This window comes from Streptomyces sp. A2-16, assembly GCF_018128905.1.
Classification (GTDB): domain Bacteria; phylum Actinomycetota; class Actinomycetes; order Streptomycetales; family Streptomycetaceae; genus Streptomyces.
The window spans coordinates 2,592,767-2,612,449 of record NZ_CP063808.1 but is presented as its reverse complement, the minus strand read 5'-3'; the positions used below and the strand labels follow the sequence as shown (position 1 = coordinate 2,612,449).

Sequence of the window (19,683 nt, the reverse complement as noted above, 5' to 3'; positions counted from 1 at the left end):
CAACAGAGCATCACATTTCGGCCCGTTATTCCGGTGCAGAGCGCGGTTCGGCCGCTACTTGGCGTACATCAGGGTGCCGAAGCCCAGCTGGTCGAAGCCCCGCTGGTGGTGCCGTAGTCACCGCCTCCGCCCTCGGGGGCGACGAGGTCGTAGTACATCTGCGAGATGTACTTGTCGTCGAGACCCAGGCGCCGGTTGTAGTGGAAGTGGAGCATCGCCCAGACCGGGCGGACCTGGCCGCGTGAGGCGGAGGAGACGACGGTCTGGGAGGAGGCGGCGCAGTTCTGCCCGGTGCCCCAGTCGTAGGTGGTGAAGGGGACGTCCTGGCCGAGGTTGTACTTCGCCACGTACTGGGCGCCCTTCATGAAGCGGCGGCTGTCGTAGGAGTAGAGGTCGTCGCCCTGGTTCCAGGCCATCTCGCAGACGGCACTCATCTGGCCCATGCCCATGACGGTGTGGCCCTGGTCGCGGCCGAACTCCTGCCACTGGCCCAGCGCGTACCCGTCGGAGTCGGTGTACAGGTACGGCACCGCGTGGGCGATCGAGCCGTTGCCCGCCCCGGACTTGAAGTAGGTGACGGCCTGGTCGTACTTGGCGCTGTCCTCGTTGAGGATGCCGATGGCCAGGACCGAGGCCATGTTGCACAGGTCCCAGTTGGCCCAGTAGTTGGTGATGCAGGCGTCGTTGTGGTTGGTCAGGAAGCTGTTGTTGAGCGGGTAGAAGACCCTGGCGAGCATGTCCTGGGCGGCGGCCAGGTCGAACCCGCTGTAGCCGCGCATGAGTTCGCAGGCGTTGGCGAACTGCCAGCCGTAGATGCCGGCCGCGAGGAACCGGTCCGCGTTGCCGGTGACTGTGGTCAGCGTCGTCGACCAGGCGTTGAGGATCCGCGCGGCGCACGCGGCGTTGGCCTCGGTGCCGCCGACCTGCCGGCGCAGTGCGTTCTGGTAGGCGGCCGCGATGTCGTTGAAGAGCAGGGAGTAGTTCTCGCCGGTGCCGCCTCGGATGACGGTCGCCGTGGCCCGGTCGGTCCAGGTGGACCGGGAGTGGGAGTTGGCGACCAGCTTGTTCCAGCCGGAGAGCCAGGGGTCGGTGCCCGCGGCGACCCGTCGGCATCTCGGCGGGCGGCCGACTCCGAGAGCGGGCCGCGCCCGGCCGCGTTCGTCCCACCTGCGCCTGGAGGGTGGGGCCGCTGCACCGGCGGATCCGGAGCCGGCGGACCGAATCGGCACTCCGGCGCACCCTCAGCCCCAGGCCCAGGCCTACCCAAGCACCCCAGCCCAACCGCACCCGGCGTTCCAGCCCGCCGTGCCAACACACCCGCAGTCGTCCAGACAACTCGCGCACGCGGCCGATCCGTTGGGCTGGCCCTGGAGTACTCTTCGGGCCGCGCCCGATCCCTCCTGGACGGACACCACCGCCCGACCCGGCTGGATCCGGCTGCGCGGACGGCACGGGCCGGAGTCGCGGTGGGCGCACAGTCTGCTCGCCCGGCGGATCACCGAGCACCGGGCGGGGGCCGAGGTCACCGTCGAGGCGCGGCCGGACAGCTTCACGCGGGCCGCCGGACTGGTGCTCTGGTACGACACCCAGTCCTATCTGGCCCTGGACGTGACGTGGGCGGAGCCCGAGGGAGAGGGGCAGCGCGGTCAGCAGTGGCGGGGCGGCGGGCGGACCGTGCTCAGCCTGGTCGAGCGGGACGAGGGCAGCACCCGGCAGGTGGCCATGGTGGACGTCGGCACGGAAAGCGCCTTCATGCTGGGGGTGACCGTGGAGGACGGGGTGGCCCGTTTCTGGCACCTCGGCAGCGATGGCGCACGGCGGTCCGTCGGTCCGGGACTGGACTTCACCCAGCTCTCCGACGACCACGGCTCAAGGCTCCGGTTCACGGGCGCGATGGCCGGAATCCATGCGGTGGACCTGGTCGACGCGAGCTTCACGGCCGACTTCACAGGGTTCCGCCTGAGCTGCGGGCAGCGTTCGAGGTTTCGAAAGTCACGGGGACGCCAAGACCCGCCGAGCCCGACCTCTTCCCGACTTCACACGGCGAACCTAGGGTAGGAAGCGCTTACTGTTTCCGCGCTGGTCGAAACTTTCATGGCCCTCGGGCGGGCCGGAGAGGTGGTTCCCGATGGTCCGCACGGGGAGTGCGAGCGTGGCGGCCGGTCCCACGCTGGCGGTGGTGGCCCGGGAGGCGGGCGTGTCGGTGCCGACCGCCTCCAAGGTGGTCAACGGCCGTGAGGACGTGGCCCCCGAGACCCGCCGCCGGGTCACCGAGGCGCTGGACCGGCTGGGCTATGTCCGCAGACCGAGGTTCGACGCGGCGAAGGCGTCGGGGCTGGTCGACCTGGTGGTGCACTCCCTGGAGACCTCGTGGTCGGGCGCGGTGCTGCACGGGGTGGAGGCGGCCGCCCACGACGCGGGTCTGGAGGTGGTGGTCTCGGCCGGGCTGACCCGGAACCGGGCGGGGCGCCCGGACCGCGGCTGGATGGACAAGCTCACCGCGCGCGGCTCCTCCGGGGTGCTGTTCAACCTGGCCGAGCTGACGCCCTCGCAGTACGGCTGGCTGGACCAGCACCGCATCCCGTACGTCCTGATCGACCCGGTGCTCGAGCCGCCGCCGGGCGTGGTCTCGGTGGGCGCGGCGAACTGGCAGGGCGGGGTGACGGCGACCGAGCATCTGCTGGCGCTGGGCCACGAGCGCATCGCGGTCGTCGCCGGGCACCAGCGCAGGATGTGCAGCGGCGCGCGCGTGGCGGGCTACCGTTCCGCGCTCGCGGCGGCGGGGATACGGCAGCGTCCCGAGTACGTCCGCCACGCCGGTTTCGACGAGAGCGCGGCCCACCGCCGCACGCTGGAACTCCTCGATCTGCCCGAACCACCCACCGCGGTCTTCGTCTGCTCCGACCGCATGGCCCTCGGCGTGTACGAGGCCCTGGCCGAGCGGGGCCTGCGCGTCCCCGACGACATCAGCGTGGTCGGTTTCGACGACCTCCCCGAGGCCCGCTGGACGACCCCGGCCCTCACCACGATCCGTCAGCCGCTGTCGGAGATGGCGGCGACGGCCCTGCGTCTGCTGGTCCGCATGATGGAGGGCGACCGGCCGGAGAGCACCCGGACCGAGCTGTCGACGCGGCTGGTGGAGCGGGCGAGCACGGCCCCGCCGCGCGGCTGATTCGCCGATCGGCTGCATGAGCCACCCACCGCCGGATTCGTTCACCTCCGGTCAACTGTGGGCGAGGGGAACTGGCCGGGGCGGGCGGGCGTCGAACGATGCGGCGGGGAGGGGGGCCGCTGCCCCTGCCGGGGGTGGCGGCGAGCACTTGGGGGACGACCATGACGCGCTGGCGGCCGCTGCCGGACTCACTTCCGAGGGAGGCGCGGCATCTCGTCGAACAGCTGCGGCACCTCAAGGACCGTACGGAGCTGAGCCTGGCCGAGCTGGCCCGGCGCACCGCGTACAGCAAGTCGTCCTGGCAGCGGTACCTCAGCGGGGCCAAGCAGCCGCCGCGGGGGGCGGTGCAGGCGCTGTGCCGGGTGGCGGGCGCGGACCAGGCACGGCTGCTGGCGCTGTGGGACCTGGCGAATCCGGTCTGGCCGTACGGCTCGGTGGTGAGCGCGGTGGCCCAGGAGGCGGCGGTGCCGGTTCCGGCCGGTGTCGAGTACCGGCGATGGCGTACGGCGGCGCTGACCGCGTTCGCCGTCATCGTGCTGCTGGTGGCGGGAGTGCTGTGGGCGTGGCCGTCGGGGGGCGGGTGACCGTTCGGCCGCCCGCTCCCCCGCCGGCAGGGGTCAGCCGAGCTGGTCGTAGTACGCGATCCGCCAGGGTCCGTTGCCCTTGAGCTTCACCCGGTACTTGCCGCTGACCCGCTTGAAGTCGACGTCCCGCCGGTCGCCGTCGTAGCGGACACCGCCGCCCGAGACGGGGCCGTGGAGCCACTGCTGGGCGAACTCCCAGCTCTGGTCGGTGACCACGCCGTCGTTCTCCTGGAGGCCGTAGCGCTCCTGCCACCACTGCGTGGCCGACTCGGTTTCCGGGCCGAACGAGCCGTCGATCTGGCTCTTGCCGAAGTTGTGCCAGTCCCCGTCCTCGTCCTGCCACTTGGCGCCGTCCGCGTACAGGACGGACTGCCACAGGGCGGTGGCGTTGCTGTTGGCGTAGTCGTCGACGCTCAGGTTCTCCTCGTCCTGCAGGTCGTCGCTGACCACGCCGTTGCCGTCGATGCCGTGGTACGAGGCCGCGTCGGCCGTCGGCGCCACGGCGAGGCCGAACGTCCCGGCGCCCAGCAACGCGGCCGTCACCATCGCGACGGCCCGCTTGCGCATGCTCATGGAGGTCTCCCTTTCCGAACCGCCGTGGTTCCCCCCGTGGTTCCCCCTCGGGCGGTTCGCTTCGCTTGGCACGGCAAAGACTCACAGTCCGAGGTGCGCGCGGCGAGACCTGCCGGCGTCCCCGGACCGGCGGGGGACGGTCCGCCCCGGGTACGGCGGTGCGGTCCGGCAGCGTGGACCGTACGGAGACCTGCTGGGACGGGGTGGGACGGGTTCAGTCGGTGTCGTGCCCCGGCCCTGCCGCCCAGGTGATCCCGCCGAGCAGATGGGCCCGGAAGTCGGGGTCCCGGTACGCCTCGGCGGCGTGCCCGAGGGCCGTGTAGAAGACCCGGCCCGCGCCCTGCCGCCGGCACCACACCAGCGGATGGTCGGCGCCCATGCCGCCGCCGTCGTACGACGACTCGTCGGCACTCGCCAACACCCGTACGGATCCTCGGGGGTTGGTCTCGAAGTCGTACCACTCGTCGGTGAACCGCCATACGGCGGGGAGGTGTCGGGTGGCCGGGTGGTCGCGGTCCTCGACGCGGATCCTGCCGGGCTGGTACGCGGGGTGCTTGTCGAACCGGGCCCCCAGCAGCTCGCCGTAGTGGGGCCAGGTGTACTCGGTGCAGGCCGCCGCGTGCACCCCGACGAACCCGCCGCCGGACGCCACGTAGCCGGCGAGCCGCTCGCGCCCCGCCGGGGTGAGGATCTCACCGCTGGTGGAGAGGAAGACGACGGCGGCGTACCGGTCCAGGGGCCGCTCCAGGGCCGCCGGGTCCTCGCTCGCGTCCACCTCGAAGCGTCCCAGGGCGCGGACGGCGTCGACGGCGGCCGGAATGGAGTCGTGGCGGTAGGCGGTGGTGCGGGTGTGGACGAGCAGTCGGGGAGCCATGGCCCGAGCCTAGGAGGTGTGTCCGCCGTACGAGTGTTCCGTCGTGCGGAGTGCGGGCCGTAGCCTCGGCGCGGTGAACGCGATTCCCGCACGGCTGGACCATCTCGTCCTCGCGACCCCCGACCTGGCGGCGACGGTCGCCGACTTCGCCCGGCGTACCGGTGTGCACCCCGCTCCCGGCGGGGTGCATGTCGGTCTCGGCACCCGCAACCACCTCGTGTCGCTGGGCGGGGCCGCCTATCTGGAGATCATCGGCCCGGACCCGGAGCAGCCGGAGCCGATGGGCCCGCGCCCCTTCGACGTCGACACGCTCGCCGCCGCCCGCACGGTGACCTGGGCGATCGCCCCGCCCGACCTGGACGCTGCGGTGGCGACCGCTCGGGCCCGTGGTTACGACCCCGGCGAGATCCGTCCGATGAGCCGCCGCAGGCCCGACGGCACCCTGCTGGAATGGCGTCTGACGGACGGCGAGACCCAGCACCCCTCCGGTCTGGTCCCCTTCCTCATCGACTGGGGCGCCTCCCCGCACCCCACGGCCTCGGGTCTGCCCACCACCGCCCTGCTCTCGCTGACCGCGACCGCGCCGGCCCCGCACGAGATCCAGCCCCTCCTCACCGCCCTCGACACCGAACTCCCCCTGGCCGAGGGCCCCGTGGGCCTCTCCTTCACGGTGGACGGCCCGCGGGGACCGGTGACCTTCGGCTGAGGTGTCCGATTCCTTCAAGACCGCTCGCCCCGGCCCCGCCTACGGTGGCGTCATGACTCCACGATTCGACGCCATCGGTCTGGTGGCCTCCGACATGGCCGCCTCCGTCGCCTTCTACCGGCGGCTGGGATTCCCGTTCCCCGAGGGCTCGGAGACCCAGCCGCACGCGGAGGCCGAACTGCCCGGCGGTGTGCGGCTGATGCTCGACACCGAGGAGACGGTCCGCTCCTTCCACCCCGCATGGCGGGCGCCGTCCGGCGGCAGCCGCACCGGGCTCGCGCTGCGGTGCGCCGGTCCGGCCGAGGTCGACGCGGTGTACGAGGAACTGGTGGCAGAGGGCTTTCACGGTGAGCTCAAGCCGTGGAACGCCGACTGGGGCCAGCGGTACGCGAGCCTGCACGATCCCGACGGCAACGGCGTCGACCTGTACGCCCCGCTAACCGGCGGCGAGTAGCCGCCCGAGCGGCAGGCCCGCCAACTCCCGCACGTCCCGCGCGAGATGGGCCTGGTCCGCGAACCCGCTCCGCGCCGCCGTCTCCGCGTACGGCACCCCGGACCGCGCCAGCGCGAGGGCGCGCCGCAGCCGCAGGATCCGGGCCAGCGTCTTCGGCCCGTACCCGAACGCCACAAGGGATCGGCGGTGCAACTGGCGTGCTCCCAGGCCGAGTTCGTCGGCGGTGGCGGCGACGGGGCGGCCCGCGTCGAGACGGGTCACGAGAGCGCGCAGGACGGGGTCGACAGGCGCCGCGCGCTCCGCCACGACCTCCTCGAGCGCCGTGGTGGGGTCCGGGGCCCCGGCGATGCGGCTCCGCAGCCGCCGTACCTCCGGAACCGGCCAGAGGTCGGCCAACTCGACCCGCAGGTCGCGCAGTTCGTGCGCGGGCACGCCCAGGAAGGCGGGCGCGGAGCCGGGGTAGAAGCGCAGGCCGACCCAGGTGCCGGGGGCGCCCGCGGTGACATGGGCCCGGGTGTCGGGGCCGGCGACAAGCAGCCGCCCCTCGTGCCAGAGCAGATCCATGCACCCGTCGGGCAGTACCCGCCCGGAGCCGTCCCCGGTCCAGACGACGGCGCCGGCGAGCCGGGAAGGCCGTTCGGTGTACATCTCCCCAGGTTACGACGGGCCGATCCGCAGCCGGAACTCCTGCGGGCTGACCCCGTACGCCCTCTTGAACGCACTGGACAGAGCGAACGCACTGCCGTAGCCGACCTGCCGGGCGATCGCGTCGAGGGTGGACGAGCTCCCCCGCAGGAGGTCCGCCGCCAGCGCCATCCGCCACCCGGTCAGGTAGGCCATCACCGGCTCCCCGACCAGCTCGCTGAACCGCCGGGCGAGCGCCGCGCGCGACACCCCGGCCTTCGCCGCCAGGGACGCCACCGTCCACGGATGCGCGGGATCGTCCTGCACCAGCCGCAGCACGCGCCCCACCACGGGGTCCGCCAGTGCCGCGTACCACGCGGGCGCCTCCGCCTCGGGCCGGGAGAACCAGGCCCGGAGCGCGGCGATGACCAGGAGATCGAGCATCCGGTCCAGCACCACCTCCTGGCCCGGTTCGTCGCGCACGATCTCCTCCATGAGGAGGGGCGTCAGGGGGCACTCCCACACGTCGGTGGTCAGCGACAGCAGCGGTGGAAGCGCGTCCAGGAGGCGGTTGCTGATCTCCCCCTCCATCAGGTACGTCCCGATGAGGACGACGGTCTCGCCGTCGAGCCGGTCGCCCCAGCTGCGCACCCCGAGGTCCATGGAGCCGTTCAGGGCGCGCCCGTCCGGATAGCGGCACTCCGCGTTGGGCAGGATCAGCGCCTGCGGGGCTGTACCGGGGTCGTCGGCGCAAGTGTAGGGGTCGGGGCCGCGGGCGATGGCGAGGTCGCCGGGGCGCAGCCGGATCCGCTCGCCCGTGTCGGGCAGGATCACGGCCTCCCCGCGGACCATCAGCATCACGGTCAGGGGCGCCCGGTCCTCCACCCGCACCGCCCACGGCGGGTCGAAACACGCGCGGATCATGAAGGCGCCACGCGCCCGCGGTCCTTCCAGCAGGCCTGCCAGAGCGTCCATACGGTCAGCGTAGACGCGTGCGCATGGGAATGAGCCGTTCAGCGATGGTCCCTTGCGGCGGGCGGCAGTTGACTCGATGGCATGACGGAGAACTCGCGGAACATGACAGTGGTGGTGACCGGTGCCTCGGGTCGTACGGGCAGCCGGGTGGCGCGGTCCGCGCAGGCGGCGGGGCTGACGGTCAGGGCGGCCTCGCGGGCGCAGGGGTTCGACTGGCAGGACCGGTCGACGTGGGCGCAGGTGCTGCGGGGCGCGGACGCGGCGTACCTCGTGTACCCCTCGGACATCGGCGCCCCGGGGGCCGCCGAGGCGGTCGGGGCCCTCGCCAGGGAAGCGGTGGACGTCGGCGTGCGGCGGCTGGTGCTGCTGTCGTCGCGGGGGCAGGACCGGGCGCGGGACGCGGAGGAGGCGCTGCACGCGTCGAAGGCCGACTGGACGGTCGTACGGGCCGCGTGGTTCGCGCAGAACTTCAGCGAGGGGCCGCTGGTGGAGGAGCTGCGGCTGAGCGGCGAGCTGGTGTTTCCGGCCGGTGAGGTGCGGGAGCCGTTCGTGGACGTGCGGGACATCGGGGACGTGGTGGCGGCCGCGCTGGTGTCGGGCGACCGCTATGTCGGCGAGACGGTCACCGTCTCCGGGCCACGGCTGCTGACCTTCGGCGAGGCGGTGGCCGAGATCGCGCAGGCGACGGGGCGCGAGCTGACGTATCGGGCGGTGTCGCCGCGGGAGTACGGCGAGAACCTGGCGGGGTTCGGGGTCCCGGCGCAGGAGGTGGACGCCCTGGTGGAGGCGTTCACGCAGCTGCTGGACGGTCGGAACGCCTACCTGTCGGACGGGGTCCGGCAGGTACTCGCCCGCGAGCCACGGGACTTCACGGAGTTCGCGAGGGAGGAGGCGGCCGCGGGAACGTGGAAGGCATGACCGCGGCGAGTGGTCCCACCGGGGGCGCGCGGAACCGCGCGATCAGCCCCCACCGGCCCCCGGCCCACGACGTGTCCCCTCAGGAGCGCTCCGGCTTCTGAGGGGGGTGCGTCGACTTCGCATGCGTGCGCAGACGGGACGTCACATCCTCCGGCGGCAGGAAGCGCGACCACCTCTCCGGGAACTCCGAGGGCATGTCGGGGTCGTCCGAATCGACGTCGGCGTCCCGGACCGCTGCCGCCGCCCGAGCCACGTACTCCGCGACCTGCGCCTCCCGCACCCGCTCGTTCGCCGCCCGCGCCGCCGCCGTCGCCGCGGCCGGCCAGACGCGGTCGATCGCCGCGTTGACGGCCGCGCCCACCAGGACCGCGAAGGCCGAGACCCCGATCCACAGCAGCACCGCCACGGCCGCGGCGAGCGAGCCGTAGATCGTCGCGCCCTCGACGGTGCTCTGCAGGTAGATGCGGAGCAGGAAACTGCCCAGGACCCACATGGCGAGGGCCACCAGGGCGCCGGGGACGTCCTCGATCCACGGGGAGCGCACCGGCACCGACACGTGGTACAGCGTGGTCAGGAAGGCGATGGACAAGATGATCACCACGGGCCAGTACAGGACCTGGACCACCGTCGTCGACCAGGGCACGATCCGCACCACCGCGTCCGGTCCCGCCACCATCAGCGGCAGCGCCACCGAGCCGATCAGCAGCGCCGCGACGAACAGCGCGAACGCCACGAGCCGGGTCTTGACGATGCCGCGGACCCCGTCGAGGCCGTACATGACGGTGATGGTGTCGATGAAGACGTTCACCGCGCGGGAGCCGGACCACAGGGCGAACAGGAAGCCGACGGAGATGACGTCGGGACGGCCGCCCTTCATCACGTCGTCGAGGATCGGCTGCGCGATCTCCCGTACCCCCTTGTCGGACAGGACCGTGCGCGCGGCGTCCAGGAGGTTGGCCTCCAGGCTGCTGATGCTGTCGGTGCCGGTCCAGTCGTCGACGTAGCCGAGCAGGCCGATGAGGCTGAGCAGCAGGGGCGGCACGGACAGCAGCGAGAAGAACGCGGCCTCGGCGGCGAGCCCCAGGATGCGGTACTCGATGCACGAGTTGACGGTGTCCTTGAGCAGCAGCCAGGCGGTCCTGCGCTTCGACACGTTCCGGTAGAGGGCACGGGCCCGGTGGAGCCGCCCGGAGGGCTGTTGAGGGGATTCGCTTGCTGCCTGCACGACCTAACGGTATCCGCCGTGGCAGCGTGCACTCATCCCCCGGCCCCGGTCCCGGGCACGCCCGTGCGGGGAACGCCCGCTCGCGTTCGGTTCCGCCATGGTGCGGAAAACACCGGGCAACCCCGCGGAAATCGTCAAGGAAATCGAACCCCTTTTCTGTCATGAACTCGGTGGCCGGATTTCGAGGACCGGTGAACCGGAATGCCGGATGACATATGCACCGCCCGTGGAGTGAGTTCCCCGGTAGCGCCATCCGACGGGAAGAACCAGCCTTACCGCCGACGAACGACCGACCAGCTAGAAAGCGCCATTGACTGAAATGCGCTTGACCCGTTCATGAGCCCCTCGAAACAATTCGGATTGCATACTCAGGGCCCTGACCTAGGCTCGAGCCGACCACCCCGTCCCCGCCGTGTGGTCACTCCAGGCGCATACCGAACCGCTCCTCCTCCTTTCTCATTCCGTGTCTCATGACACTTCTTCTCCTTCCGGCACACCGGAAACACGGGGGTTCTTCGTCATGGTTTTCCGCTGCGCGATGAACAGCGGGCACTATTCCGCCGTATCCCACTCTGGAGAATTCGCATGCCTGCTCCGTACACGCCGAAGCATGTCGTGCCGCGCATCGTGGGGGTCGATGTGGCACGGGGCCTCGCCCTGCTCGGAATGTTCTCCGTTCACGTGTTCGGGGCGTTCGACGAGGCCGGCTCGCCCACGCCCGCCTGGATGTTCGCGGGCGGCCGTTCCTCGGCGACGTTCGCCGTGACGGCCGGGATCGGGCTGGCCTTCACGACCGGCGGACGACGGCCGGCCACCGGACGGCCCGCGGCCGTCGCGGTGGCGGCACGGGCCGGTGTCATCGCGCTGATCGGGCTGCTGCTCGGCTTCGCCTCACGCGCGGCGGACCTGGACGTCGACGTGATCCTGGCCTTCTACGCCCTGCTGTTCCTGCTGGCCATCCCCCTGCTGGGCCTCGGCCCACGGACCCTGGCAGGTCTGTCCCTGACCCTGGCCGTGGGGGCGCCGTTCGCCGTCCACGCACTGCGGGGCGTCCTGCCCGAGCCCGCGTTCGACGGCGATCCGACCCTCCTGGACGTGCTCACCGATCCGCTCGGCCTCCTGTCGGACCTGCTGGTCCACGGCGACTACCCGGTGCTCGCCTGGACCGCCTACCTGTGCGCCGGACTGGCCGTCGGCCGACTGGACCTGACAGCGCGGAAGGTGGCGCCCCGGCTTCTCGGGGGCGGTCTCGCGCTCGTCGCCGGGATCTGGCTGCTCTCCGACCTGATCCTGTTCCGGTACGACGGGCTCCGGCACCTGTGGCGCGCGGAGTTCCCCGGCGCCTCCCGTGCCGAGGCCCTGTGGGACAGCCCCGACGGAGCGACCTGGTGGGCGCTGCTCTCCCGCGCGCCGCACGCGACCACGCCCTTCGACATGCTCCTCACCCTGGGCTCGGCGGCGGCGATCCTCGGCGGCGCCCTGCTGCTCACCAGGAGCGCCCTCCTCACCCGTGCGCTCACGCCGCTCGCGGCGGCGGGCAGCATGCCGCTGACCCTGTACGCCGCCCATGTGCTTCTGCTCGCCACCGGCGCGCTCTCCGGCTCCCCCGAGCTCCTCTACGCCGTCATGACCACCGGAGCGCTCCTGTTCGCCCTCTCGTGGCGGCACGTCGGACGTGGCCCGCTGGAAACGGTCGTCGCAGGCGCGGCCCGGCGGTGTCGCGAGGCCGTAACACCGCCGCGGCCGCCGGAACCGGTCACGGACCCGGCCCGACTTAGCAGGCACACGGAATAGTCCATAAGGCCAAAAGTAATGATCTAGGAGCTCAAGTGGTGGTAAATCCCGGCGAGATCACGACAGTCGCCCCGGTGGACGGCACCGCTCACGTCCTCGCCGAGGTGCTGGCCGGGGTCGTGAAGACGGATCAGGTCCCCCTCGACAGCCACTTCTTCGACGACCTGGGCGCCAACTCCCTGCTCATGGCCCAGTTCTGCGCCCGGGTGCGGAAGCGGGACGATCTGCCGCAGGTCTCGATGAGGGACATCTACGGCCACCCGACGATCCGCGCCCTGGCGACGGCTCTCGCCGAGGTCCCGGACGCCGGGCCGGCTCCCGCCCGGCCGGCCGAGCCGCCCCCGCCGCCGGGCAGCACCGCCCGCTACGTCCGGTGCGGGATCCTGCAGTTCCTCGCCTTCGCCGCGTACTGCTTCGGGGCCGGGACCGCCACCGCCGAGGGGTACTCCTGGATCTCCGGCGGTGACGGCCCGCTCTCCGTCTACCTGCGCTCGCTGGTCTTCGGCGGCGCCCTGTTCCTCGCCCTGTGCACCCTGCCCGTGGTGGCGAAGTGGGTCCTGGTCGGCCGCTGGAAGGAGACGGAGTTCCCGGTGTGGGGCCTCGCCTACGTCCGCTTCTGGCTCGTCAAGGCGCTGCTGCACGCCAACCCGATGGTCCTGTTCAGCGGCAACCCGCTGTACGTCCTCTACCTGCGGGCCCTCGGCGCCCGCATAGGCCCGGGCGTCACGATCCTGTCCCACTCCGTACCGGTCTGCACCGACCTGCTGACCGTCGGCGCCGGGACCGTGATCCGCAAGGACGCCCTGTTCCTCGGCTACCGGGCGCACGCGGGCCGGATCCGCACCGGCCCCGTCACCCTCGGCCGGGACGTGTTCGTCGGCGAGAAGACCGTCCTCGACATCGGCACCTCGATCGGCGACGGCGGCCAGCTGGGCCACTCCTCCGCGCTGTACGACGGCGCCGCGGTCCCCGCGGGCGAGCGCTGGCACGGCTCACCGGCGCGCCCCACCGACGTCGACCACGTCCGTGTCCCGGCCGCCCGCTGCACCACCCCGCGCCGGGCCGGCTACGCCCTCGCGGCACTCCTCCAGACGCTGCTGGTGTACGTCCCGCTCGGCGTCGGCGGCACCTTCCTGCTGCTGGACCTCGTGCCGGCGCTCGACCCGCTGCTGGAGCCGAACGCGAGGGAACTGGAGTCGGCGGCCTTCTACGCCCAGGCGCTCGCCCTGTCCGTCGCCCTCTTCGCGGGCTCCGTGGTCCTCGGCCTCCTCACCGTGACCGTGCTGCCGCGGCTGCTGAACCTGACCCTGAAGGCCGACCGGGTCTATCCGCTGTACGGCTTCCACTACTCGGTGCAGCGCGCGATCGCCCGCATGACCAACATCAAGTTCTTCAAGTGGCTGTGCGGCGACAGCTCGTACATCGTTCCCTACCTGCGGTCCATCGGCTACGACCTCTCGCGCGTCGAGCAGACCGGATCGAACTTCGGCACCGAGGTCGCGCACGAGACGCCGTACCTGGCCACCGTCGGCAGCGGCACGATGGTCGCCGACGGGCTGTCGATCCTCAACGCCGAGTACTCCAGCACGTCGTTCCGCGTCTCGCGGGTGACGATCGGCCGGCACAACTTCCTCGGCAACCACATCGCCTATCCGGTCGGAGGCCGCACCGGCGACAACTGCCTGCTGGCGACGAAGGTGATGGTCCCGCTCGACGGCGAACTCCGCGAGGGCGTGGGCCTGCTGGGCTCGCCGCCCTTCGAGGTCCCGCGCACGGTGGAGCGCGACACCCGCTTCGACCACTTCCGCCAGGGCGACGAGCTGCGCCGCCGCCTCGCCGCCAAGAACCGGTTCAACGCCCGCTCGATGGCCCTGTTCCTGTTCGTCCGGTGGCTGCACTGGTTCGTGCTGACGCTGCTCGGCTTCGCGGTCGTCGATCTCCACGGCGGCCAGGGCACCCTCGGCGGGGCACTGATCGGCGGCTACCTGATGGCCGGGCTCGCGCTGACCGTCGCCTACTACGTCCTCGTGGAGCGGGTGATCACCCGGTTCCGGCCGCTGCGGCCGCGGCTGTGCTCGATCTACGAGCCGTACTTCTGGTGGCACGAGCGCCTGTGGAAGGTGCCCGACGGGCAGCTGAAGATCTTCAACGGCACGCCGTTCAAGAACGTCGTCTGGCGGCTCATGGGCGTACGGATCGGACACCGGGTCTTCGACGACGGTGTCGCCATCACCGAGCGGACGCTCACCTCGATCGGCAGCGACTGCACGCTCGGGGCCCACTCCAAGGTGCAGGCCCACTCGCAGGAGGACGGCACCTTCAAGTCCGACCACATCGTCATCGGCGACGGCTGCACCCTCGGGGCGGGCGCGCTGGTCCACTACGGCGTCTCGATGGGCGACGGCGCCGTGCTCGGTGCCGACTCCTTCCTGATGAAGGGCGAGGAGATGCCGGCGGGGGCGCACTGGGGCGGGAATCCGGCGGTGGCGCTGCGACGCGCCTGATCAGGCAGGACCGCCGGGGCTGCCCGGACTGCCCGGACTGCCCGAACGAAGAAAACAGGGGGAAAAGAGTCATGGAAACAACTCCGCACCGGATACCCGGTCCGGTACCGGACGTCATCGAGTACACGGTCCCGCTGCCCGACGGCACACCGACCGATCCCGCCGCGCTGCTCGCCGCCCACACCAGGGTGCTGGCCGCTCTCTCCGGCGAGCCGGCGGGCGCTCCCGCCTCCGACGACCTGCGGGTCGCCGTCACCGACGGCGAGCTGCGGCTGCGCTGTCGCACCGGCGCCCTCGACGCCCTCGACACGGGGGCCGCCGCACGCATCGCGGGCTATCACCTGACCGCGCTCGCCCACCCGGACCGCACGAGCCTGCTGTCCGAGGAGGAACTCCGCTTCCAGCTGGAGGAGTTGGCGGGCCCGGTCCGCGAACTCCCGGACCGGCGGGTGCACGAGCTGTTCGAGGAGCGGGTCGAGAAGCACCCGGACGCCGTGGCCGCCGTCCAGGGCGGGCGGCGCTGGACCTACGCCGAGCTCAACTCCCGGGCCAACCAGGTCGGACGAGCGCTCCTGGCCCGCGGTCTGGAGGCCGAGGACGTCGTCGCCGTCGTCATGGAACGGAACCTGGACTGGATGGCTGCCGTGCTCGGCGTGCTCAAGGCGGGCGGGGTCTACCTGCCCGTCGAGCCGCACTTCCCGGCCGAGCGGGTCGCGAGGACACTGTCCCGGGCGGGCTGCGCGTTCGTCGTCACCGAGCAGGGGAGCACCGGCTCGCTGTCCGGGACGGCCGCCGAGACGCTGTTCGTGGCGGGCGCGTACGCCGAGGGCCACGCGGGCGACGATCTCGGGGTCCCGGTCCGGGCGGGTCAGCTCGCCTACATCTACTTCACGTCCGGATCCACCGGCGAGCCCAAGGGTGCGATGTGCGAGCACGCCGGCTTCCTCAACCATGTGCTCGCCAAGGTGGAGGACCTGGGGATCGGCGAGGACGACGTGGTCGCACAGACCGCGCCGCAGTGCTTCGACATCTCCCTGTGGCAGCTGCTCGCCGGGCCGGTCGTCGGCGGACGGACCCTGATCGTCGACCAGGAGACCGTCCTGGACGTGCCGCGGTTCGTGGACACGGTGGTGCGGGGGCGGGTCAACGTGCTCCAGGTCGTGCCGTCGTATCTGGAGGCCGTGCTCTCCGAGTTGGGGCAGCGGCCGCGTGAACTGGCCGACCTGCGCTGTGTGTCGGTCACCGGGGAGGCGGTGAAGCGGGAGCTGGTGCAGCGCTGGTTCGCCGTCGCGCCCGGCATCGGGCTGGCCAACGCCTACGGTCTGACCGAGACGTCGGACGACACCAACCACGAGGTCATGGACCGGGTGCCGGACGGCGACCGGGTGCCCCTCGGGCGGCCGGTGCGCAATGTGCGGGTGTACGTCGTCGACGAGAACCTGGTCCCCGTGCCGCTGGGCGCACCGGGCGAGATCGTCTTCTCCGGCGTGTGCGTGGGGCGCGGGTACGTCAACGACCCCGAGCGCACCGCGGCCGCCTTCACGGAGGACCCGCACCGGCCCGGCGAGCGCCTGTACCGCAGCGGTGACGTGGGACGCTGGCGCTCCGACGGCAGGCTGGAGTTCCTCGGCCGCCGGGACACCCAGATCAAGATCCGCGGGTTCCGCGTCGAGATCGGTGAGATCGAGAACGCGCTGCTGCGGGTGGACGGGGTGCGCGACGGGGCCGTCGTGGTGGTCAGGGGCGCCCAGCTCGCCGCGTTCTGCACCGGGCCCGAGCCGGTCGGCGCGGACACGGTACGGGAGCGGCTGGCCGCGTCGCTGCCGTCGTACATGGTGCCCGCCGTCGTGCACTGGCGGGAGCGGCTGCCGCTGACCGCCAACGGCAAGACCGACCGCAGGACGCTCACCGCGCTCGCCGAGGACCTCGAGTCCGGCGCGGCGGACGGGCCCCTGACGGACGGTGAGCGGCGGCTGGCGGACGCCTGGGCCGAGGTGCTCGGTGTGCCCGCCGACCGGATCGGCCGGCTCGACCACTTCTTCGACCGCGGCGGCAGCTCGCTGTCCGCCGTGCGTCTCGCGATCGCCCTGGACCGGGCGATCACCCTCCAGGACGTCGTCCGTCACCCGGTCCTCGCGGACCTGGCGGGCCTGCTCGACCGGCGCAGCTGAAAGGAATCCGAGATGTCATCCACGAGTCTGCTTCCGTACCTGGACCTGGCCCCGGGCGCTCCGCCGATCCTGCACGCCAAGTCCGTGGACGATCCGGCGAGTTGGGCCGCCGCGCACCACGACCCGCTGCGCGCCCTCGTCCTCGAGCACGGCTGTGTCCTGGTCCGCGGCCTGGGCCTCGCCGACCCCCTGACCAGCGAGGCGGTCTTCCGGCGGCTGGCCGGCGGCCTGATGGCCGACCGCGAGCCCTTCGCGCCCCGCCGGCGCTACGCGGACGGCGTGTACTCCTCCACCAAGTGGCCGCCGAACCAGCAGATGTGCCTGCACCACGAGGTCAGCTACGGCCTGGAGTTCCCGGGTCTGCTGCTGTTCGCCTGTCTGGAGGCCCCCGGATCCGGGGGCGCGACCGCGCTCGCCGACGCGTCGGCGGTGCTGCGGGACCTGCCCCGCGACCTGGTCTCCCGCTTCGAGCGGGAGGGCTGGCTGCTGACCCGCGCCTACCACGAGGAGATCGGCGCGTCGGTCGAGGAGGCCTTCGGCACCGGTGACCGCGACGCCGTCGAGCGCTACTGCCGCCGGCACGCCATCGAGTTCGCCTGGCAGGACGACGGCTCCCTGCACACCCGGCAGCGGCGCGGCGCGGTGCTCCGGCACCCCGCCTCCGGTCTGCCCTGCTGGTTCAACCAGATCGCGTTCCTCAACGAGTGGACCATGGAGCCCGAAGTGCACGAATACCTGGTGGACATGTACGGCGCCGACGGACTTCCCTTCAACACCCGCTTCGGGGACGGGAGTCCGATCGACGCGGACGTCGTGCGGGCCGTCAACGAGGTCTACGACGCCCACACCGTGCGCGAGCCCTGGCAGGACGGCGATCTGCTGCTCGTGGACAACATCCGTACGGCACACGGCCGCGAGCCCTTCGAGGGGCCGCGCGAGGTGCTGGCCGCGCTCGGCGAGCCGGTGCTGCGCGCCGACGGCGAGGTGAGCGGCGTATGAGCACCGTCGACGCCCCGTCCTTCGCGCTCGTCACCGGCGCCCAGGTCCAACAGGCCCTGCACGGGCGGGAATCGGAGATCGCGGACCTCGTCGAGGCCGTGTACCGGCTGCACGGGGCGGGCGACTCGGTGAACCCGCCGTCGTACTTCCTGAGGTTCCCGGACCGGCCGTCGTCCCGGATCATCGCGCTGCCCGCCTCGCTGGGCGGACCCTTGCGGGTGGACGGCCTGAAGTGGGTCTCCAGCTTCCCGGAGAACATCGAGTCCGGGCTGCCGCGCGCCTCGGCGGTGCTGATCCTCAACGACCCGGACACCGGCTATCCGTTCGCCTGTCTGGAGAGCTCGGTCATCAGCGCCACGCGCACCGCGTCCTCGGCGGCGCTGGCGGCCGGGAGGCTCAGCGCGGGTCGGACCCGCCCGGCCCGGGTGGGCTTCATCGGCACCGGGCTGATCGCCCGCTACATCCACACCCATCTCACCGCCACCGGCTGGGAGTTCGAGGAGACGGGCGTGCACGACCTGTCCGCCGAGAGCGCCGCCGGGTTCCGCGGCTACCTGGAGCGGTCGGGGGCGCCGGGGAAGGTGTCCGTGCACGACACGGCGGAGTCCCTGATCCGCTCCAGCGACCTGGTGGTCTTCGCCACGGTCGCCGGCCGGCCGCACGTCCACGATCCGTCGTGGTTCGGCCATCACCCCCTGGTCCTGCATGTGTCCCTGCGCGATCTCGACCCGGAGATCCTGCTCGCGTCGGCCAACTTCGTCGACGACGTGGAGCACTGCCTCAAGGCCGAGACCTCCCCGCATCTGGCCGAACGGCTCACGGGGAGCAGGGACTTCATCGACGGCACGCTCGACGACGTGCTGACCGGACGGGTGACCGTCCCGACGGACCGGACGGTGGTGTTCTCCCCCTTCGGCCTGGGGGTGCTCGACCTCGCCGTCGGCCGGTTCGTCCACGACGAACTGGCCCGGCGCGGCGAACTGCATGTCGTCGACGGGTTCTTCAACGAGCTGCGCCGGTACGGCTGATCCACCGGTGGCGCATGAGGAGGGGGGCGTCATGCCCGTCATATCCGATCCTTCGGAGTTCAACGAGTCAGACCTCTACGTCGACCTGCGGGCGGCGCTGGAGCTTCCGCTGTACCTCAAGTGCGAGGGCTTCAACTTCGCCGGGTCCATCAAGCTGAAGGCGGCCCGCGAGATGGTGGACGCCGCCGAGCGCGACGGCACCCTGCGGCCCGGGTCGATCCTGGTCGAGTCGTCGTCGGGGAACCTGGGGGTGGCCCTGAGCATGATCGCCGCGAGCCGGGGCTACCGGTTCCTGTGCGTGACCGACTCGCGGTGCAACCTGGCGACGATCCGGCTGATGGAGTCGCTCGGCACCCGGGTGCACGTGGTGCGGGAACCCGACCTGCACGACGGGTACCTCGGGGCCCGGCTCAACTACGTGCGGGCGCTGTGCGCCTCGGACGAGCGGTACGTGTGGCTCAACCAGTACAGCAACCAGGGGAACTGGCGGGCGCACTACCGCAGCACGGCGCCGGAGATCGCGCGGCGCTTCCCGGACCTGGACGTGCTGTTCGTCGGGGCCGGCACCACCGGGACGCTGATGGGCTGCGCCCGCTGGTTCTGGCAGTGGCGGCGCCCGGTGCGGATCGTCGCCGTCGACAGCGTCGGCTCGGTCACCTTCGGCGGGCCGCCCGGCGTCCGGATGATCCCGGGACTCGGCACCAGCGTGCCGCCGCAGCTGCTCGACAAGTCGTACATCGACGACGTGGTCCTCGTCGAGGAACCGGACACCCTCCAGGTCTGCCGCAGGCTGGCCGCCCGGGGTTTCCTGTTCGGCGGGTCGACGGGCACGGTCGTCGGCGGCGCCCACCAGTGGCTGTCCGCGCACGGCCGCCGCGGGCTCACCGCGGTCGCGATCGCCCCGGACCTCGGCGAGCGCTACCTCGACACCGTGTACCGGCCCGGCTGGCCGCACGGCCTGCCCGAGGCGGACCCGGTCCACCACCCGGCGGAGGTGATGGCCCACCTCGCCTGAGCCCCGGCCCGCCCGCGCCCCCACGGCGCCCGGACCGCGCACCGCGGCGACCGGGCGCCGGGTCCGT

Annotated in this window: 17 protein-coding genes and 1 pseudogene; 12 read left to right on the top strand and 6 right to left on the bottom strand. The window is 72.1% G+C overall.

All coding sequences use genetic code 11. The annotated features are described in order from the left end of the window. Window positions 1-54: 54 nt before the first annotated feature. Window positions 55-1,106 (bottom strand): annotated as a pseudogene (locus IOD14_RS11805) (alginate lyase family protein); the annotation flags it as partial. Window positions 1,107-1,305: 199 nt separating this feature from the next. Here IOD14_RS11805 and IOD14_RS11800 point away from each other — a divergent pair. The 3 genes from IOD14_RS11800 to IOD14_RS11790 all read left to right on the top strand — a co-directional run bounded on the left by IOD14_RS11800 (window position 1,306) and on the right by IOD14_RS11790 (window position 3,756). Continuing rightward, the gene (locus tag IOD14_RS11800; protein WP_212673532.1) at window positions 1,306-2,058 is read left to right on the top strand and encodes a hypothetical protein; all 753 of its coding nucleotides are present in this window, start codon (window positions 1,306-1,308) and stop codon (window positions 2,056-2,058) included. Between the two features lie 70 nt (window positions 2,059-2,128). Beyond that, window positions 2,129-3,172, top strand: coding sequence for a substrate-binding domain-containing protein (locus tag IOD14_RS11795; protein ID WP_212670201.1), 1,044 nt, complete (start codon window positions 2,129-2,131; stop codon window positions 3,170-3,172). A 161-nt stretch (window positions 3,173-3,333) separates the two neighbouring features. Next, a complete protein-coding gene (locus IOD14_RS11790; protein WP_123992363.1) occupies window positions 3,334-3,756 on the top strand; it encodes a helix-turn-helix transcriptional regulator in 423 nt (140 codons plus the stop codon). Between the two features lie 33 nt (window positions 3,757-3,789). Here the strand turns inward: IOD14_RS11790 and IOD14_RS11785 are convergent, their stop codons facing one another. Beyond that, window positions 3,790-4,329, bottom strand: a complete 540-nt coding sequence (locus IOD14_RS11785) for a peptidoglycan-binding domain-containing protein (RefSeq protein WP_123992362.1) — start codon at window positions 4,327-4,329, stop codon at window positions 3,790-3,792. A gap of 214 nt (window positions 4,330-4,543) precedes the next feature. Beyond that, entirely contained in the window at window positions 4,544-5,203 is a 660-nt protein-coding gene (locus IOD14_RS11780; RefSeq protein WP_123992361.1) for a ThuA domain-containing protein, read from the bottom strand. A gap of 73 nt (window positions 5,204-5,276) precedes the next feature. Here IOD14_RS11780 and IOD14_RS11775 point away from each other — a divergent pair, with 73 nt between their 5' ends. Both IOD14_RS11775 and IOD14_RS11770 read left to right on the top strand, forming a co-directional pair. Further along, the gene (locus IOD14_RS11775; protein ID WP_123992360.1) at window positions 5,277-5,909 is read left to right on the top strand and encodes a VOC family protein; all 633 of its coding nucleotides are present in this window, start codon (window positions 5,277-5,279) and stop codon (window positions 5,907-5,909) included. Window positions 5,910-5,961: 52 nt separating this feature from the next. Further along, window positions 5,962-6,363, top strand: a complete 402-nt coding sequence (locus IOD14_RS11770) for a VOC family protein (protein WP_174269266.1) — start codon at window positions 5,962-5,964, stop codon at window positions 6,361-6,363. Here the strand turns inward: IOD14_RS11770 and IOD14_RS11765 are convergent. Beyond that, window positions 6,346-7,011, bottom strand: a complete 666-nt coding sequence (locus IOD14_RS11765; RefSeq protein ID WP_123992358.1) for a helix-turn-helix domain-containing protein — start codon at window positions 7,009-7,011, stop codon at window positions 6,346-6,348. The genes IOD14_RS11770 and IOD14_RS11765 overlap by 18 nt on opposite strands. A 9-nt stretch (window positions 7,012-7,020) precedes the next feature. Next, window positions 7,021-7,962 (bottom strand): AraC family transcriptional regulator, encoded by a 942-nt coding sequence (locus IOD14_RS11760; RefSeq protein ID WP_123992357.1) that lies wholly within the window; start codon window positions 7,960-7,962, stop codon window positions 7,021-7,023. An 81-nt stretch (window positions 7,963-8,043) separates the two neighbouring features. Between IOD14_RS11760 and IOD14_RS11755 the strand changes: the two genes are divergently transcribed. After that, window positions 8,044-8,880, top strand: a complete 837-nt coding sequence (locus tag IOD14_RS11755) for an NAD(P)H-binding protein (protein WP_123992356.1) — start codon at window positions 8,044-8,046, stop codon at window positions 8,878-8,880. A 79-nt stretch (window positions 8,881-8,959) separates the two neighbouring features. Here IOD14_RS11755 and IOD14_RS11750 read toward each other — a convergent pair whose 3' ends face one another. After that, window positions 8,960-10,105, bottom strand: a complete 1,146-nt coding sequence (locus tag IOD14_RS11750; RefSeq protein WP_123992355.1) for a YihY/virulence factor BrkB family protein — start codon at window positions 10,103-10,105, stop codon at window positions 8,960-8,962. Between the two features lie 585 nt (window positions 10,106-10,690). Here IOD14_RS11750 and IOD14_RS11745 point away from each other — a divergent pair. The 6 genes from IOD14_RS11745 (at window position 10,691) to sbnA (ending at window position 19,616) form a co-directional block, all read left to right on the top strand. Then, complete coding sequence (locus IOD14_RS11745) at window positions 10,691-11,899, top strand: heparan-alpha-glucosaminide N-acetyltransferase domain-containing protein (protein WP_212670200.1); 1,209 nt, start codon at window positions 10,691-10,693, stop codon at window positions 11,897-11,899. A gap of 35 nt (window positions 11,900-11,934) precedes the next feature. Next, window positions 11,935-14,403: a Pls/PosA family non-ribosomal peptide synthetase gene (locus IOD14_RS11740; RefSeq protein ID WP_212670199.1), complete on the top strand. Its 2,469-nt coding sequence runs from the start codon at window positions 11,935-11,937 to the stop codon at window positions 14,401-14,403. Between the two features lie 71 nt (window positions 14,404-14,474). Next, a complete protein-coding gene (locus tag IOD14_RS11735; RefSeq protein WP_123992352.1) occupies window positions 14,475-16,574 on the top strand; it encodes a non-ribosomal peptide synthetase in 2,100 nt (699 codons plus the stop codon). 12 nt (window positions 16,575-16,586) lie between these two features. Continuing rightward, a complete protein-coding gene (locus tag IOD14_RS11730) occupies window positions 16,587-17,573 on the top strand; it encodes a TauD/TfdA family dioxygenase (protein ID WP_123992351.1) in 987 nt (328 codons plus the stop codon). Then, entirely contained in the window at window positions 17,570-18,601 is a 1,032-nt protein-coding gene (sbnB, locus tag IOD14_RS11725; protein WP_123992350.1) for a 2,3-diaminopropionate biosynthesis protein SbnB, read from the top strand. Before IOD14_RS11730 ends, sbnB begins: the two co-directional genes overlap by 4 nt. A 31-nt stretch (window positions 18,602-18,632) precedes the next feature. Beyond that, window positions 18,633-19,616 carry a 2,3-diaminopropionate biosynthesis protein SbnA gene (gene sbnA, locus IOD14_RS11720; RefSeq protein ID WP_123992349.1) on the top strand — a complete coding sequence of 328 codons (984 nt, stop codon included), beginning with the start codon at window positions 18,633-18,635 and terminating at the stop codon, window positions 19,614-19,616. The last annotated feature ends 67 nt before the right edge of the window (window positions 19,617-19,683 follow it).

Excerpts from the sequence above, each read along its gene's own strand:
- IOD14_RS11795 (WP_212670201.1), top strand. The coding sequence starts at position 2,129 with ATGGTCCGCACGGGGAGTGCGAGCGTGGCGGCCGGTCCCACGCTGGCG.
- IOD14_RS11790 (WP_123992363.1), top strand. The coding sequence starts at position 3,334 with ATGACGCGCTGGCGGCCGCTGCCGGACTCACTTCCGAGGGAGGCGCGG.
- IOD14_RS11785 (WP_123992362.1), bottom strand. The coding sequence starts at position 4,329 with ATGAGCATGCGCAAGCGGGCCGTCGCGATGGTGACGGCCGCGTTGCTG.
- IOD14_RS11780 (WP_123992361.1), bottom strand. The coding sequence starts at position 5,203 with ATGGCTCCCCGACTGCTCGTCCACACCCGCACCACCGCCTACCGCCAC.
- IOD14_RS11770 (WP_174269266.1), top strand. The coding sequence starts at position 5,962 with ATGACTCCACGATTCGACGCCATCGGTCTGGTGGCCTCCGACATGGCC.
- IOD14_RS11765 (WP_123992358.1), bottom strand. The coding sequence starts at position 7,011 with ATGTACACCGAACGGCCTTCCCGGCTCGCCGGCGCCGTCGTCTGGACC.
- IOD14_RS11760 (WP_123992357.1), bottom strand. The coding sequence starts at position 7,962 with ATGGACGCTCTGGCAGGCCTGCTGGAAGGACCGCGGGCGCGTGGCGCC.
- IOD14_RS11755 (WP_123992356.1), top strand. The coding sequence starts at position 8,044 with ATGACGGAGAACTCGCGGAACATGACAGTGGTGGTGACCGGTGCCTCG.
- IOD14_RS11745 (WP_212670200.1), top strand. The coding sequence starts at position 10,691 with ATGCCTGCTCCGTACACGCCGAAGCATGTCGTGCCGCGCATCGTGGGG.
- IOD14_RS11735 (WP_123992352.1), top strand. The coding sequence starts at position 14,475 with ATGGAAACAACTCCGCACCGGATACCCGGTCCGGTACCGGACGTCATC.
- IOD14_RS11730 (WP_123992351.1), top strand. The coding sequence starts at position 16,587 with ATGTCATCCACGAGTCTGCTTCCGTACCTGGACCTGGCCCCGGGCGCT.
- sbnB (WP_123992350.1), top strand. The coding sequence starts at position 17,570 with ATGAGCACCGTCGACGCCCCGTCCTTCGCGCTCGTCACCGGCGCCCAG.
- sbnA (WP_123992349.1), top strand. The coding sequence starts at position 18,633 with ATGCCCGTCATATCCGATCCTTCGGAGTTCAACGAGTCAGACCTCTAC.